Origin of the sequence: Aquiflexum lacus (genome assembly GCF_015476655.1) — a bacterium.
GTDB lineage: Bacteria > Bacteroidota > Bacteroidia > Cytophagales > Cyclobacteriaceae > Aquiflexum > Aquiflexum lacus.
Window position 1 is genome coordinate 136,746 of the sequence record NZ_JABFHF010000005.1, and the last position, 14,873, is coordinate 151,618.

11 protein-coding genes are annotated in these 14,873 nt (G+C 39.7%); 6 read left to right on the forward strand and 5 right to left on the reverse strand.

The window, feature by feature from the left end; genetic code table 11:
• Positions 1 to 272 precede the first annotated feature (272 nt).
• Positions 273 to 1,550: a peptidoglycan DD-metalloendopeptidase family protein gene (locus tag HMJ38_RS06705; protein WP_194973604.1), complete on the reverse strand. Its 1,278-nt coding sequence runs from the start codon at positions 1,548 to 1,550 to the stop codon at positions 273 to 275.
• Positions 1,551 to 1,840: 290 nt separating this feature from the next.
• Between HMJ38_RS06705 and aspS the strand changes: the two genes are divergently transcribed.
• The 3 genes from aspS (at position 1,841) to pheS (ending at position 8,642) form a co-directional block, all read left to right on the forward strand.
• The gene (gene aspS, locus HMJ38_RS06710) at positions 1,841 to 3,601 is read left to right on the forward strand and encodes an aspartate--tRNA ligase (protein ID WP_194973605.1); all 1,761 of its coding nucleotides are present in this window, start codon (positions 1,841 to 1,843) and stop codon (positions 3,599 to 3,601) included.
• A gap of 188 nt (positions 3,602 to 3,789) precedes the next feature.
• Positions 3,790 to 6,660, forward strand: a complete 2,871-nt coding sequence (locus HMJ38_RS06715) for an outer membrane beta-barrel protein (protein ID WP_194973606.1) — start codon at positions 3,790 to 3,792, stop codon at positions 6,658 to 6,660.
• A 953-nt stretch (positions 6,661 to 7,613) separates the two neighbouring features.
• On the forward strand, positions 7,614 to 8,642 hold the full coding sequence (gene pheS / locus HMJ38_RS06720; RefSeq protein WP_194973607.1) for a phenylalanine--tRNA ligase subunit alpha: 1,029 nt from the start codon (positions 7,614 to 7,616) through the stop codon (positions 8,640 to 8,642).
• A gap of 240 nt (positions 8,643 to 8,882) precedes the next feature.
• Here the strand turns inward: pheS and HMJ38_RS06725 are convergent, their stop codons facing one another.
• Genes HMJ38_RS06725 through HMJ38_RS06740 form a run of 4 tightly spaced genes read right to left on the reverse strand, consistent with a single transcriptional unit; the run spans position 8,883 to position 11,022 of the window.
• Entirely contained in the window at positions 8,883 to 9,647 is a 765-nt protein-coding gene (locus HMJ38_RS06725) for a geranylgeranylglyceryl/heptaprenylglyceryl phosphate synthase (protein WP_194973608.1), read from the reverse strand.
• Positions 9,637 to 10,014, reverse strand: a complete 378-nt coding sequence (locus HMJ38_RS06730; RefSeq protein WP_194973609.1) for a hypothetical protein — start codon at positions 10,012 to 10,014, stop codon at positions 9,637 to 9,639. Before HMJ38_RS06730 ends, HMJ38_RS06725 begins: the two co-directional genes overlap by 11 nt.
• Positions 10,001 to 10,357 carry a phage holin family protein gene (locus tag HMJ38_RS06735; RefSeq protein ID WP_194973610.1) on the reverse strand — a complete coding sequence of 119 codons (357 nt, stop codon included), beginning with the start codon at positions 10,355 to 10,357 and terminating at the stop codon, positions 10,001 to 10,003. The genes HMJ38_RS06730 and HMJ38_RS06735 overlap by 14 nt, the downstream gene beginning before the upstream one ends.
• A gap of 53 nt (positions 10,358 to 10,410) precedes the next feature.
• Positions 10,411 to 11,022 carry a YkgJ family cysteine cluster protein gene (locus HMJ38_RS06740; protein ID WP_194973611.1) on the reverse strand — a complete coding sequence of 204 codons (612 nt, stop codon included), beginning with the start codon at positions 11,020 to 11,022 and terminating at the stop codon, positions 10,411 to 10,413.
• 290 nt (positions 11,023 to 11,312) lie between these two features.
• Between HMJ38_RS06740 and HMJ38_RS06745 the strand changes: the two genes are divergently transcribed.
• The 3 genes from HMJ38_RS06745 to HMJ38_RS06755 all read left to right on the forward strand — a co-directional run bounded on the left by HMJ38_RS06745 (position 11,313) and on the right by HMJ38_RS06755 (position 14,853).
• Positions 11,313 to 12,047 (forward strand): LOG family protein, encoded by a 735-nt coding sequence (locus HMJ38_RS06745; RefSeq protein ID WP_194973612.1) that lies wholly within the window; start codon positions 11,313 to 11,315, stop codon positions 12,045 to 12,047.
• A gap of 2 nt (positions 12,048 to 12,049) precedes the next feature.
• Positions 12,050 to 12,997, forward strand: a complete 948-nt coding sequence (locus tag HMJ38_RS06750) for a lytic transglycosylase domain-containing protein (protein ID WP_194973613.1) — start codon at positions 12,050 to 12,052, stop codon at positions 12,995 to 12,997.
• 65 nt (positions 12,998 to 13,062) lie between these two features.
• The gene (locus HMJ38_RS06755) at positions 13,063 to 14,853 is read left to right on the forward strand and encodes a DUF748 domain-containing protein (protein WP_194973614.1); all 1,791 of its coding nucleotides are present in this window, start codon (positions 13,063 to 13,065) and stop codon (positions 14,851 to 14,853) included.
• Positions 14,854 to 14,873 lie beyond the last annotated feature (20 nt).

A 14,873-nucleotide genomic window follows, 5' to 3' on the forward strand; every position in this document is an offset into this window, starting at 1 on the left:
CCATCAATTTCAAAATCTGTCATTGGTAGTGGAGAAAATTGGCATTTACAAAAGGGGTAATGACATCAAAGAGGGCATTAGATCTCTCTCCCGTACTGTTGTCGGGATCGAGGGGACAAGGCAAAGTCCTGAATAATATTTGAATGGCATTTGTAGTTCTAAACCATCAATGTCAAAATCTGTCATCGGTAGCAAATTGCCTAGAAAAATAAAAAAACAGACTTAGAGAATACCTTCCCTAAGCCCATTCATAAATATTAGCACTACTTATGTTAATTATTTTTAGCTACCAACTTTGTAGGTGCAGCACTGTATGGGATAGCAGCAATCTGCCTTTCCTTTTCCATTTTTACTTGCTCAAATGCCAACTTGTTTTCATTAAAAATCGGCTCAGATGGTGGGATTTTCTCTCTCTGCCAGTCTACTTGCTTTCCGTTTTTCCAGAATCTGAAGCAAAGGTGGGGTCCGGTCGCCAAACCGGTACTGCCAACATATCCGATGACCTGACCTTGGCTTACCCTTGCACCAGGCTTCATTCCTGAGGCAATTTTGGACATGTGGAGGTATTGGGTCGTATAGGTTCCGTTGTGTTTGATTTTGACGAAGTTCCCATTTGCGCTTGTGTATCTTGCTTCGATGACTGTTCCGTCCCCTACCGTTCTGATTTCAGTTCCGGTAGGTGCTGCAAAGTCAGTTCCCAAATGAGCCTTGTATCTTTTCTGTACAGGGTGAAATCTCTTCAAATTATATGCTGAACTGATTCTCGTGTATTTTACCGGATATTTCAAGAATGCTTTTTTGAAACTGTTTCCCTCCTGATCGAAAAAAGACCTTTCACCATTTTGCTCAAAAGGAATGGCGTGATAAGGAGTTCCTTTATGCTCGAAAAAAGCAGTTTCAATGTCCCCGATTCCCACCGTTTGATCTTCTACTAATTTTTCAGAAAACACAACTTTGAACTTATCCCCTTTTTGAAGGCTTCCAAAGTCCACCATCCATCCATACAAATCAGCAAATTGATTGATCAGATCGGGGCTAAGTCCTAATTCAGTCATATTCACATAAAGATTACTGCTGATGGTTCCGCCGATTTCTACTTTTTTCCATTCTACCGGTTTTTCTTCTTTGTAAACTTCCCCTGCATCCAATTTGAAAACCACATATTCCGCTGGATTGGGTTCATAAATAAAGAATTGGGCCAAAGAAGTATCCTTTGAACTGAGAACGGTGAATTTTTTGTTGAAAGCGATTTTTCTGACATCAAAAACATCCTTTGACTTCCTTGCAATTTCATCGATGATTTGGTAGGAAACATTGAAAGGAGCCAATATAGAAGATAATGTTTCATTCTTTCCTACTACACCTTCGATGATATCTAGCTCATTGACTTTGATACCATATAGTAAGTGCTCTTCCTCTTCTTCCTCGATAATGATTTCATTCAGAGGTTCATCTTCTTGCGATACATTATTGGAACTATTATTCTGAAAATAATACAATGCACCGAAAGCTATAAAAGCTGATGCCGCAAAAATCCATTTTTTATTCATAACTGATGGGGTGAATCATGGTGTAATTACCAAATAAATTTAAATTAAAGTCAAATTCCAAATTTTTTGGATATAAATAATATCCAGCTACAAATTGATAACGTTCAATTTTTCCAATGATTTCATTTAAAGGACAAATAATTGTTTACGAGCAACGGATTTTATTGAATTGCCATAAATTATGCCTTGAATTTGAAGATAAAAAAAGTTTTCCCAATCTTTTTATCCATTTTAGAATTGTCCATAAGCTTTGTTTATCTTTGACCACTTAAAAAAATACCATTTAAAAAATGCTTAGGACACATACTTGCGGAGAGTTAAGGATTTCAGATGTTAATAAAGAGGTCAGCCTTTCGGGTTGGGTACAACGGGTCAGAAATAAAGGAGGATTGATTTGGGTGGATTTGAGAGATCGATACGGCGTTACCCAATTGATTTTTGAAGAAGACTCCACAGAGAAAGAACTCTTAACAAAAGCTGCTTCACTTGGAAGGGAATTTGTGATTCAGGCTACAGGCTTGGTGATTGAGCGAACTTCCAAAAACGATAAAATGCCCACCGGAGACATCGAAATCAAAGTCAAAGAACTTGAAATTCTAAATGCCGCAAAGGTACCGCCATTCATCATTGAAGATGAAACAGACGGTGGTGAAGAGTTGAGGATGAAATATCGATACTTGGATTTACGTAGAAATGTGATCAGGGAAAAACTCCAACTTCGACACAGGATGATGCAGGAGACCAGAAAATATATGGATGGTGAAAACTTCATCGAAGTAGAAACCCCCGTTTTGATCAAATCTACGCCTGAAGGCGCAAGAGATTTTGTCGTACCAAGCAGGGTCAATCCAGGGGAATTTTATGCATTGCCCCAATCTCCACAGACATTCAAGCAATTGCTGATGGTGAGTGGATTTGATAGATATTTTCAAATAGTAAAATGTTTCCGTGATGAAGATCTCAGGGCAGACAGACAGCCGGAGTTTACACAGATAGACTGTGAAATGGCCTTTGTCACGCAAGAAGATATATTAAATACTTTTGAAGGCCTTGTCAAACACCTTTTTAGCGCCGTGAAAGATGTTGCATTGGAAGAGGTCAAAAGAATGACCTATGCCGATGCCATGAAATTCTATGGCAATGATAAGCCTGACTTAAGGTTCGATATGAAATTTGCTGAACTCAATTCAGTAGCTCAAGGAAAAGGTTTTGGGATTTTTGATCAGGCAGAAATCATTATCGGTATCTGCGCCAAAGGGGCAGGAGAATATACCCGCAAGCAATTGGATGAATTGACCAACTGGGTAAAAAGACCACAGATAGGTGCCAAAGGTTTGGTATATGTCAAATGTAATGCTGACGGGACATTCAAGTCTACTGTAGATAAATTCTATTCCAACGAAGACTTAAAAGCTTGGGCAGATTTGATGGGGGCTGAACCTGGAGATTTATTGCTTGTGCTGAGCGGTGACGAAAAGTCCACGAGGAAACAAATGTCCGAACTCCGTCTTAAAATGGGTGAAGAATTGGGACTAAGAGATAGAAATATTTTCAAACCCCTTTGGGTGGTAGATTTCCCTTTATTGGAATGGGATGAAGAGACCCAAAGATTCCATGCCATGCACCATCCGTTTACTTCACCCAAAAAAGAGGACATTCTAATTCTGGAAACCAATCCCGGGGAAGTGAGGGCCAATGCATACGATTTAGTCATTAATGGTGTGGAAATTGGTGGAGGTTCCATCAGGATTCATGACCGTACAACCCAGCAGCTGATGTTTAAACATCTTGGCTTTTCTGATGCTGAAGCACAGAAGCAATTTGGGTTTTTGATGGAGGCATTTGAATATGGAGCACCGCCTCATGGTGGTATTGCCTTTGGCTTTGATAGGCTTTGTGCGATTTTCGGAGGATCAGATTCCATTAGGGATTACATTGCTTTTCCAAAAAACAACTCGGGCAGGGATGTGATGATCGATTCCCCAAGCACCATTGCTGATGAACAATTAAAGGAGCTTTCCATTCAGGTGAATATTCAGGGAAAAGTCTGATTTTATATCCCCATCTGACCCATTTTTTAGTGGGTCAGATGGGGAATTTTTTCTTTCAACTAAAATTTATTTTAACCCTTTTTTTTACCTTTTAACATTAAAAAAATCCATTCAAAATTTACACCAATAGCGGATTAAACTTTTTACTGACCCCCGAAGTCTAATTGTTGATTTAATTTAACAGCAATATGAAGATTTCTACATTCAGATTATTTTTACTTCTTTTTTTGATGATCTATTCTTTTGATTCACAGGCACAAAGGGGGGATGGTCGAGGGCAGGAAATACTTTTAAAAGGGAAAGTAATTGAAGGCTCAAGCCAAGAAACCATGATAGGTGCCAATGTCCTGATCAAATCAGTCACAGACTCCTTGCTAGTGTCTACAGTTACCGGAGTGGATGGTTCTTTTGAAATAGGCAGGCCTAGGATTCCAAGTGTTAAACTGGAAATTACTTTTTTGGGATATCAAAAAATAACCAGGATCCATAACAGGGGAGATGCCCTTGATCTTGGGACTTTAGTATTGATAGAAGACAGCAAACTATTGGGAGAAGTAGTCATCGAAGGACAAATCCCGGTCGGTGAAGTAAAAGGCGATACCACCTCTTTCAATGCCAATGCCTTCAAAACCAGAGAAAATGCAGATGCGGAGGATTTGGTAAGAAAAATTCCAGGTGTGACCATTCAGAACGGAGAAATACAGGCCAAAGGAGAAACAGTCCAAAAGGTATTGGTAGATGGAAGGGAGTTTTTTGGAAGTGATCCATTTTTGGCTTTAAGGAATCTACCGGCAAATGTGATTGACAGGGTAGAGATTTTGGACCAAAGATCTGACCAATCGAGGTTGACGGGTTTTGATGATGGCAATTATGCAAGGACTATCAATATCGTCACCCAACCTGGCAAAAGGAATGGACAGTTTGGAAGAGTCTATGCCGGCGCAGGTACACAGGAAAGATATGCTGCAGGAGGGAATTTAAATTTCTTTAAAGGAGATAAAAGAATCTCCATCATCGGTCTTTTCAATAATATCAACCAACAAAACTTTTCTTCCCAGGATCTTGTCGGCGTGACAGCCGGAGGACAAGGTGGCGGTGGAAGGCCTAGAGGTGGAGGAAGACCCGGTGGAGGCGGTGGTAATAACAACTTCCTCGTCGGTCAGGATCAGGGTATCATCACCACAAACAGTTTGGGTTTGAATTATAGTGACAAGTTTGGCCAGAAGATGAATTTCACTGGAAGTTATTTCTTCAATTCCACTCAAAACAACTTATTCAAACTGACCAATAGAGAAATCATCCTGTCGGAAACCAACCGACAGTTTTATGATGAAAGATTGATCAATACCGTCAAAAACAACAATCACCGGATCAACACTAGAATTGAGTATGACCTCAATCCTAAGCATGCGATTATCATAACCCCTTCGATTAATTTCCAGAACAACACCAATTACAGTGACCGGGATGGATTGAATTTATCAGCAATCCGGGATCCTTTGAGCAGTGCAAGGACCCTGTCTGATGCCACTACCGAGGGGTATAATATTTCCAATAATTTCGTTTACCGATATAAATTTGAAAAACCCAAAAGAACACTTTCCACTACCGTTTTCACCTCTTGGAACAAAAGGGATCAACTTTCGGAATTGATTGCAGCCAATAGGGACTATATCAGGGATATCAATGACACCATCAATCAGGAGACCTTTGGGTTATCTGACGGATTCAATTATAGAGCAACTTTGCAACTGACGGAGCCCGTGGGAGAAAACTCTCTGGTGACCATGTCCTATCAGGTCGGTAACAACAAAACCGCATCAGATCAAAAAACCTTCAGTATGATTCCCGAGCTCGGTATCATGGTATTGGATACTGCCCTCAGCAACGTGTTTGACAATAAGTTTATCGTGCAACGTCCAAGTGTGGGTTACAGCTACAATTTCAAAAACTGGAATGTGAATGCCAACTTGGATTATCAATATGCGGTTCAGGACAATGAAAGCTTTTTTCCACAAGAACAGACTTTCAACAGGTCCTTCAGCAATTTTCTTCCGGGCATGAATGCCTCCTATAGAAATCAGAAGAAAGGGACTTCACTTAGATTGCGGTACAGGACCAATACACAGGAACCTGCCGTAAACCAATTACAGAATGTGATCAACAACCAAAATCCGCTGCAGCTTTCTGTGGGAAATCCGAATTTGGGACAAGCATTCAGCCACACCGTATTCACCAATTATTCCAAAATCAACCTGGAGAAATCAAAAACCTTTTTCACTTTTCTCTTCCTGAATGTGACGGAGGATTTTATTGGAAACAACACCTTTGTAGCCCAAACGGATACCCTTGTGAATGGGGAAGTTCTACTGAGACCGGGAGGTCAAATCAGTCGTCCTGAAAACCTCTCGGGCCAGTTTCGGTCCAGGTTATTTGTCACTTATGGTACGCCGATCAAAAAATTGAAGTCCCAGTTTAACCTGAACTCCAGTATGTCCTACAACAGAACTCCCGGTATGATCAATGGACAGAAAAACTTCAATGACAACATTGACCTTAGTCAAGGATTAACCCTGACCAGCAATATCAGCAAGGACGTCGATTTTACCCTTTCGACTACAGGAACTTACACTATCGTCAACAGTTCACTTCAGGCAAACCTGAACAATGATTACTATATCCAGAATACCAATATCCGGTTCTATTATTCTCCAAACAATGGAAAGCTATTTGTTTCCAATGTAGTGGGCAACAACTTCTTCAGGGGCTTGTCTCCGGGATTAGACCAGTCAGTTTGGCTTTGGAATATAGAAGCTGGCTACAGGTTTATGAAAGGAAATAAAGGAGAAGTTAAACTGAGCATATTCGATTTGCTCAACCAAAACAATGCCATCGCCCGGACAGTCAATGACGTGACCATAGAAGATACTTTTACCAGGGTTTTGACTAGATATGCCCTACTATCCTTCACCTATAACATTGGCAACTTCAAACAACCCGAAAGAGGTGGAGATCAACCCACAGGAAGACCTTGGGGCGGTGGGGGAAGGAGTTGGTAGGAATTAGATGTGAGATGTGAGATTTGAGACACAAGACACAAGACATAAGATTTAAGATAAGGAGTTAGAGGCTAAAGAAGAGAAGCTAGACGATTTATGACATTTGAGCCAATATAAAATTGAACGTTTAATACCTCACAATACTTGTCCTTGTCATGTCGACGACAGGAGACATCTATTTAAGATATGTGATTTAATAGAAGAGGTTATTAATAAGAAAACTTTGTCATGAAAACTGGCTTATGAAGTATTGGAATTGACAGGGCGTGATATATGTTTGACCTCGTCCATGAGTTATTGGGATCGACCTCTTGGGAAGGTGGGACTGAAAGTGATTAATTCTGTTTGAGAAAAAATCAATTCTTGATTTTCAATTCTCAAAAAATTCATACCTGTATTCAAACAAAAAAAAGGTGCCTGAAACGGCGCCTTTTTTTAAACTAAACAATTTGAGTGATTCAGCTTTTAGGTAGCACCACAGTATCCACGGAATGAATTACCCCATTGGATTGAAATACATCGGCAATGGTCACTTTAGACTTGTTTCCGTTTTCTCCTTTTAGCCAAAGGCTGCATTGGCACTCAAAATAAACATCGCTAAAATAGCGGCCTGTAATAATCTCATGGTTTTCATAAATAAATAATTTTTGGTTTTGTTGATTATGTGGGGAGATACGAGGTGGTTTTCATTCTTGGATTTTGATATTCAAAAAATATTTTCAGATGATGTTTTTGAGGATATACTCCTGTCAATTTGATATTGGTGGATACCTGCCTGCCGCAGGCAGATATCCACCAATATCCAATACCCTAATATCCAACCCGCCTGCTGGAGGGCAGGTATCCCAATATCCCAATATCAATTCCTGACCACCTCAAGACATAAACTTTCAAATACCTCTCTAATTCAATAGGAATCTTTTAGATTTGTGGTTCTGAAAAATGGACAACAAATGCATCAGGAAAAAATAGAAGCCATCAAATCATCCATCGCATCGGCAGATGCCAACAATGGGGATGAGTTGGAAGCTTACAGAATGAAATATATCAGCAAGAAAAGTGTGGTAGGAGAGCTTTTTGCTGAAATGAGAAATATCCCCAACGAACAGAAAAGGGAGTATGGTCAATTGGTCAATGAAGTCAAGGAACTCGCTGACCAGAAGTTTCAGGAGTTGATTGAGAAAGTCAATTCAACTTCCCAAAAGTCAAAATCGCCCGACATTGACCTGACATTGCCCCCAACTGCTATAAGTGCAGGAGGAATCCATCCTTTAACTGCCACAAGACAAAGGATCATTGAAATTTTTGAGCGCATAGGATTTAACCTTTCTGAAGGTCCTGAGATAGAGGATGATTGGCATAATTTCACCGCATTGAACTTCCCGGAAAACCATCCGGCCAGGGAAATGCAGGATACTTTTTTTATTGAGAAAAAACCTGATATCGCTTTGAGAACCCATACTTCCTCGGTACAGGTGCGGGTAATGGAAAACCAAAAACCGCCGATCCGTACTTTGTCCCCGGGAAGGGTTTACAGGAATGAAGCCATTTCTGCCCGAGCACATTGCATCTTCCATCAAGTGGAGGGCTTGTATGTTGATGAAAATGTGGGTTTTGCAGATCTGAAAAACACCCTGTATCATTTTGCCAAAGAGATGTTTGGCAAGGAAACCAAAGTGAGGTTCAGGCCTTCATTTTTCCCCTTTACGGAACCAAGTGCTGAGATAGATATCAGCTGTCAGCTTTGTGGAGGAAAGGGCTGTAATGTTTGTAAAGGAACGGGTTGGGTAGAAATCGGTGGTTCAGGGATGGTCGACCCCAATGTGTTGGATAATTGTGGCATTGATTCCAAAAAGTACACAGGCTTTGCCTTTGGAATGGGTATCGAAAGAATCGCCATGCTCAAATATCAGATCAAGGATTTGAGGTTGTTTACCGAAAATGATGTCCGGTTTTTGAAACAGTTCAGGTCCATGCTTTGATTCTTAGCTTGGGAATTAGGAATTCGTTTTTCTAGCAATAATCCACCATTTCATTGAAATTGGACCGAAGATAGAAGACCGAAGTTTTGTACTCTTGACCAACTATCCAAAATGACCCAAATTCTTATTAAAAACTATTCATTGATTGTTCAAATAGTTTCCTTCGGTCTTCTGTCTCCTGTCTTCAGTCGTGAATAAATAAGGTAATTGGCATCAAAGCAGATATTCAAATAGACTCTGTCAATTCGCCGATACCCTAATTGACTCCAGATAAGCTGAAACTTCAGAAAGCAGCTTAGTGTTTTTTCCGGCGCCATTTCCGATGACTGCTAAATCGGCCCCAGCATGATATGCTGTTTTGATTTTATCCAAAGATGTCAGCCCCCCACCGACAATCAACGGTGAATTTGTTTTTTGCTTTACTGCTTTGATAAGCTCGGGCGAAACTGGATTTGGAGCCCCGCTTCCGGCATCGAGATAGAAATAGCACATGCCCAGGTATTTACCTGCAAGGGCTGTTGCTGCGGCCAATTCGGGGTGGTGGTTGGGAAGGGGAATGGTTTGACTGATATAATGGGCACTAGTGGTTTGCCCCCCATCTACCAGCATGTATCCTGTGGGAAGGACTTCCACATTGCTCTTTTCCAAAAGTGGCGCAATACTGACATGTTGCCCGATCAGTAGGTCAGGGTTTCGACCTGAGATCAAAGAAAGAAACAGAATAGCATCAGCCAAGTGGCTAAATTGAAGTGAATTTCCTGGGAACAAGACAACAGGGATGTTTCCCTCAGTCTTTTTGATAAATCTAATGATTTCGTTGATGCTGTTTTGTTGTATCAAACTTCCGCCCAAAAAAATAAAATTTACCTTGAGATTGATAGCTTCCAAAAGCCGTTCTTTAAAAATTTCAGGGGAGTTGACATCATCAGGATCAATCAGCCAAGCAAGACCTTTTCTACCGGAGCGACTGAGCGCTTCAAGTTGGCCCCCTACTTTATTCTGCATTTTTTTCAGAGCTTTTTTCTGACTCGTTCATTTTTTTCATAAACTGTTCTTTGCCGTAATTGATGGCAATTGGTAGTAAAATAGCCCCTAACCTTCCCATCAATCCCGGTTGACTTTTATGGGTCAGCTTATGTTTGATTTCCTCATCTAGCAAGCCTTCTTTTTCAAGTGTTTGAAGGATTTTTTCTGTTTTATTGTTTTTTTTTCTACCCAATAACCTCACAGCGGTAAAGGCCACTATTCCTCCCAAAAGTATGCTACCACCGATTTTCGCAAATCCCTCTGATTCTTTTTTGACAAGACTCAGCTGCATTCCAAGCGTTTGCTCAAGCTCTTCGGCTTTTTTTTCTAGTTCAGTTCTCTCCATTGTCTTTTTTTCTTCGAAAGATAAATCCCTTCAGGAACTTTTGTGTGGGATTGGTAAGACTACTTGATTCTCTGATAAAGTACAATAGAATCAAAACCAATACATAAATAAGAGAAACATATAGGAAGCCCAAGAAAGTTGAATACACTTTTTCACTAAGATAAAATGCCAGGGAGATGCTTGCAAACAACAGTACCATCATAGATACTGCAGCCATCATGAACAATAAAAAAATCCGTGCAAATAAGGCGGTTATGTGATCATTGATTTCTTCTTTGATGAGGGTTACCCGGACCTCGATAAGTTGTTTGATTGTTTGAATAATTTCGGAAACATTGAACATAAAAACTGTCTTGATGTTGAAAATCAACCACAATATACGCCAAAAAGCTAACATCAAAAATTATCCACACTTTCTGGTTCTTGGTTTTCTGTGTAAAACTTAAAGGTAATCACTGACTCGATTGCTTCTTTAATAGCTTTGTTGATGGGCAATTGCCGCTCGGTCAATCTAAAATCTATATTGTTGATTTTACGATAGGCGTCTGTGCTTGAAGGAACAGGCATATTTGATTGAATAGCTTCTACAGCGTTGGTATAAAATTCATTTTTTTCGGTCTTTATTTTTTTGCAGGTTATGATTTCCTTTTGTCCATTTTTGTTTTTTCTTGCACTGGATCCAAAAAGTCTGCAAATCATACCTCGATTGTTGTAATCAGAACAAAAGCCTGAATGACCGTCTTCAGATAGAGATTTATAAACGATACATGAGCCTTCCTCGGGAGTTTTTTCCAAAATATCCAAAGCCTTTTCAGCCTTACCTTTGGCATATAAATCAAAGGCCAATGGAAGGAATTCCAGCACCGAAGCACTTACTTGTGGGTTGGAGCAACAAAAGCCACAGCCGGAAATACAGGGCAGTTTGCTGGCATCAAGAAAGGACTTGATTTCAAGATCAAGTTCCTCAAATACCTTTCTTACTTCCTGTGACTTTTCTTCGAGATTCATAGATTGAAAATTAAAAGCTTGCGAAGGTAGATCAAGTTAAGAATCAAAACAATAGGGGTGGATTAACTATTTTTTATTAACTCACTTTTGCATTCTGAATTTTTTATATAATTGGTTAAGTCAAAAAAATTATGAGTGTTTGAAAGGGTCCAACTTCCCGCTTCTGACCTCCGACCAATTTTCAAAAGAAAAGATATCTATCTGCAAGAATGGACATATCCATACTATATTTATCCATCCGAAAGGATAATTTTGGGAAAAACATTCGTTGTGGATTAAATAAGTGAATAATGGGAAGTAGATTTGATGATTTTGATGAAAAGCGGGAAGAAAAAATTCGAAAGGCTTTTAAAGAAAGAGATTGGAATGAAATCAAGAGTACAGATTCCTGGGTAATTTTTAAAGTAATTTCTGAATTTGTAGAAGGATTCGAAAAACTGAGCAAAATCGGCCCATGTGTTTCGGTATTCGGGTCCGCAAGGACTTCCCCTGAGCATCCCCATTATATTATGGCCGAAGAGATTTCCGCAAAGTTGGTCAGGCATGGTTATGGAGTCATCACAGGTGGAGGACCGGGGATTATGGAAGCGGCCAACAAAGGGGCCAGTTCAGAAAATGGTAAATCGGTTGGTCTCTGCATCAAACTTCCTTTTGAGTCTAAGGGGAATATTTATATTGATCCGGACAAAATGATCATGTTTGATTATTTTTTTGTCAGGAAAGTGATGTTCACCAAATATTCGCAGGGATTTATCGTGCTACCAGGCGGGTTTGGTACTTTGGATGAGTTATTTGAAGCTTTCACTTTGATACAGACCATTAAAATCGGCAGATTCCCGATTGTCCTCGTGGGTAAGGAATTCTGGGGCGGATTGATAGCTTGGATCAAGGATACGCTCCTACAAAAGTACAATTACATCAATGCCGAAGACCTGAACCTATTTTACTTGGTGGATGATGCCACTGAAGCGGTGAAGGTCATTGATGAATTTTACAGCAAATATTTACTCACTCCAAATTATTGACATTGAGACATTACCATCTATTTATCATTTATGGACTGTTAGGGTTTTTGATTGTTTTTGTCATTTTTCAAAAAGCGAAAGAAATCAACCCCACTGTGTTTGGTGAAGAAATTGTCATTGAATCCGAAAAAGGGAGCAAAATGACACTGACTATACCTGAACCCAAAATCCGGCTGTTTGACCTTCCCACGAAGATTTCTTTTGCCGATGAACCTGTCCCACTGAAAGAGGCAGATGTGTGGGAGCGGTTTGAGCGGGAGATTTATGTAAATGTTTATTGGCAATCCAATATGATTTTGTTGATGAAAAGGGCAGGGAAATTTTTGCCTACGATTGAAAAAATTCTTCGGCAGCAGGGTGTTCCCGATGATTTCAAATACTTGGCGATGGCGGAGTCAGGTTTATTGAATGTCGTTTCCCCTGCGGGGGCAAGAGGTTTTTGGCAGTTTATGCCAGGCACTGCCAAGGATTTTAATCTGCAAGTCAGCAATGATGTGGATGAAAGGTATCATTTAGAAAAATCTACCATTGCCGCATGCAAATACCTGAAATCAGCTTATAGCAAGTTTGGCAATTGGACTTCGGTGGCAGCGAGCTACAATATGGGAATAACCGGAATAGGTAAAAGAAAGCAAGAACAAAACCAATCCGATTATTATGATCTTCATTTAGTAGAAGAAACCAGCCGATATCTTTTCAGGATTCTTGCTTTTAAAGAGATATTTGAAAATCCTGTCAAATATGGGTTTGAGTTTTCCGAACAGGATATCTACAGGCAGCCGGTATACAGGGAGTTGATGGTAGACCAATCTATACCGAGTCTGGCCCAATGGGCAATCAAGCATAATTCAAACTATAAAATTCTCAAAATCCATAACCCTTGGCTTAGATCTTCTAAATTGAGTGTAAAAAAAGGAAAAGAATACTTAATTAAATTGCCGGTGAGTTGACCCAATTGTAATTTTCTCATAGTTTTTATCTATTTTTCAAATACTTTCCATTAAGAGGGAATTTTATGAAAAAGGTTTTAGTAGGCATTCTGATATTATTGCTTTTGGCCGTGTTGGTTTTAAGAGGTCTGCCTTACCTGATCAATATCTACCTCAATCAAAATGCGGATCGTATTGTCACCAATATGATCACCCGGACTAGCAACTTTGGAGATCATGAAGTAAGTTTTGGTTCTATAGTTCTGGATTACAATTATTCCGGCACTTTTCTTAAGATCAGCAATATTAAAGTCACCCCAACAGAAAAATTGGATGATAATAGGGTAAAGGTCAATCTATCAGCTGACAATGTCAATATTACGGGCTTTAGGTGGTTTCCTTTTCTTTTTCATAACTCCATTTCCGTTGACTCGGCCACATTGAACAACATCAAAATAATTTCCTCAACTCCCCCTTTGGACTCACTGAAAAGTGGTACTCGAAAACCCAAGAAAAAAGAAACCAAGGATTATGAATTGGTTGAAGTGAGAAATTTTGATCTAAAGGAATTTTCTTTTGAGGTCAAAAACAATCTGTATGACTCGGTCAGGATATCACTCCGCAACCTCAATGTGGAGGCACATGATTTCCAATTGACAAGGGAGGACCTCCATGATGCTAAAAGTCTTTTCCATGTGGGTAAAATTACGGGCAGCATTCAACAGGCAGCGTTTCATTTTGATAAGTTCAGACAATACGTCGAAGTCAGGGACATTATTCTTGACACGGAGCGAAAACAAATGTCCTTTGGCTACATGGGATTGCTCAATAAATTGGAAAAATATGAATATACCGCACAGTTTAAAGAAAGACAGGGTTGGTTGGAAATAGATAAAGCTAAGATGAAGCTTCATGGGGTGAATTTTGGCAGTTATTTTAGAAAAGGCATTATTGAAGTCGATACAGTTTTTGCCAATAATTTCCATCTTGAATCCTTTGTAGATAAAAGGATACCTGAAGATAAGCAAAAACGTTCTCAGATGATTCATCAGGTTTTCCAAAACCTTCAACAGGTTTTGCATATTGAGCATCTTTTTCTGGACAATGCATTTGTAAGGATAGAGGAAAGACCCGAGAATGAATCCCCTAGGTCGGGAACCATGTTTTTTTCGGAATTGAATGCCCATGTAACAAACGTTTCCAATTATCTGGAAAGGAGGGGAGACAACCGTACCATTTCCATTGATGCAAATGGTAAATTGATGGGGGAGGGACAGGTAAATGCTTTGATCCAATATGATTTGGAGGATCCTGAAGGGAAGTTTACCCTCAAAGGGACTTTGGAAAAAATGGATCTTACCAAAGTAAATTCCATGATAGAACCCGAGGCAAAGGCCAGTCTCAAATCAGGAATTGTCGATAGGTTGGATTTCAATATTTTAGCCAATGATTACGAAGGTTCAGGAGAATTGATCATCAGGTATCAAAACCTTGAAATTGAACTTCTCAACAAAGATTTTGAGCAAGATCAAAATTTAATCCGCAAAATCGGTGCCTTCCTGGCCAATAAGGTGATTATCAAATCAGACAACCCCAATAAAAAAGGGGATTTGAATAAAGGAAGCGTTTATTTTATCAGAGTCCCTCACAAATCCATGTTCAATTATTGGTGGCAACTGATTTTTTCGGGTCTGAAATCAACCTTGTCAGGAGAAACAGTGGATGAGATGAGACAGAAAGAAATACAGAAACGTCCCGGGAACTCCGATTCAAAAAACACATCCTCAGCTCCTTCCAAAAATAATACTGAGGACTCTACTGAACTTTCAGGAAAAGAGAAAAGGCAGGCAAGAAGAGAAAGTAGGAAAACGAATTAATTTTTTCTAAAGCATAAACT

Excerpts from the sequence above, each read along its gene's own strand:
- HMJ38_RS06715 (WP_194973606.1), top strand. The coding sequence starts at position 3,790 with ATGAAGATTTCTACATTCAGATTATTTTTACTTCTTTTTTTGATGATC.
- HMJ38_RS06740 (WP_194973611.1), bottom strand. The coding sequence starts at position 11,022 with ATGAATCTCGAAGAAAAGTCACAGGAAGTAAGAAAGGTATTTGAGGAA.
- HMJ38_RS06735 (WP_194973610.1), bottom strand. The coding sequence starts at position 10,357 with ATGTTCAATGTTTCCGAAATTATTCAAACAATCAAACAACTTATCGAG.
- HMJ38_RS06730 (WP_194973609.1), bottom strand. The coding sequence starts at position 10,014 with ATGGAGAGAACTGAACTAGAAAAAAAAGCCGAAGAGCTTGAGCAAACG.
- HMJ38_RS06705 (WP_194973604.1), bottom strand. The coding sequence starts at position 1,550 with ATGAATAAAAAATGGATTTTTGCGGCATCAGCTTTTATAGCTTTCGGT.
- HMJ38_RS06725 (WP_194973608.1), bottom strand. The coding sequence starts at position 9,647 with ATGCAGAATAAAGTAGGGGGCCAACTTGAAGCGCTCAGTCGCTCCGGT.
- aspS (WP_194973605.1), top strand. The coding sequence starts at position 1,841 with ATGCTTAGGACACATACTTGCGGAGAGTTAAGGATTTCAGATGTTAAT.
- HMJ38_RS06755 (WP_194973614.1), top strand. The coding sequence starts at position 13,063 with ATGAAAAAGGTTTTAGTAGGCATTCTGATATTATTGCTTTTGGCCGTG.
- pheS (WP_194973607.1), top strand. The coding sequence starts at position 7,614 with ATGCATCAGGAAAAAATAGAAGCCATCAAATCATCCATCGCATCGGCA.
- HMJ38_RS06745 (WP_194973612.1), top strand. The coding sequence starts at position 11,313 with ATGGGAAGTAGATTTGATGATTTTGATGAAAAGCGGGAAGAAAAAATT.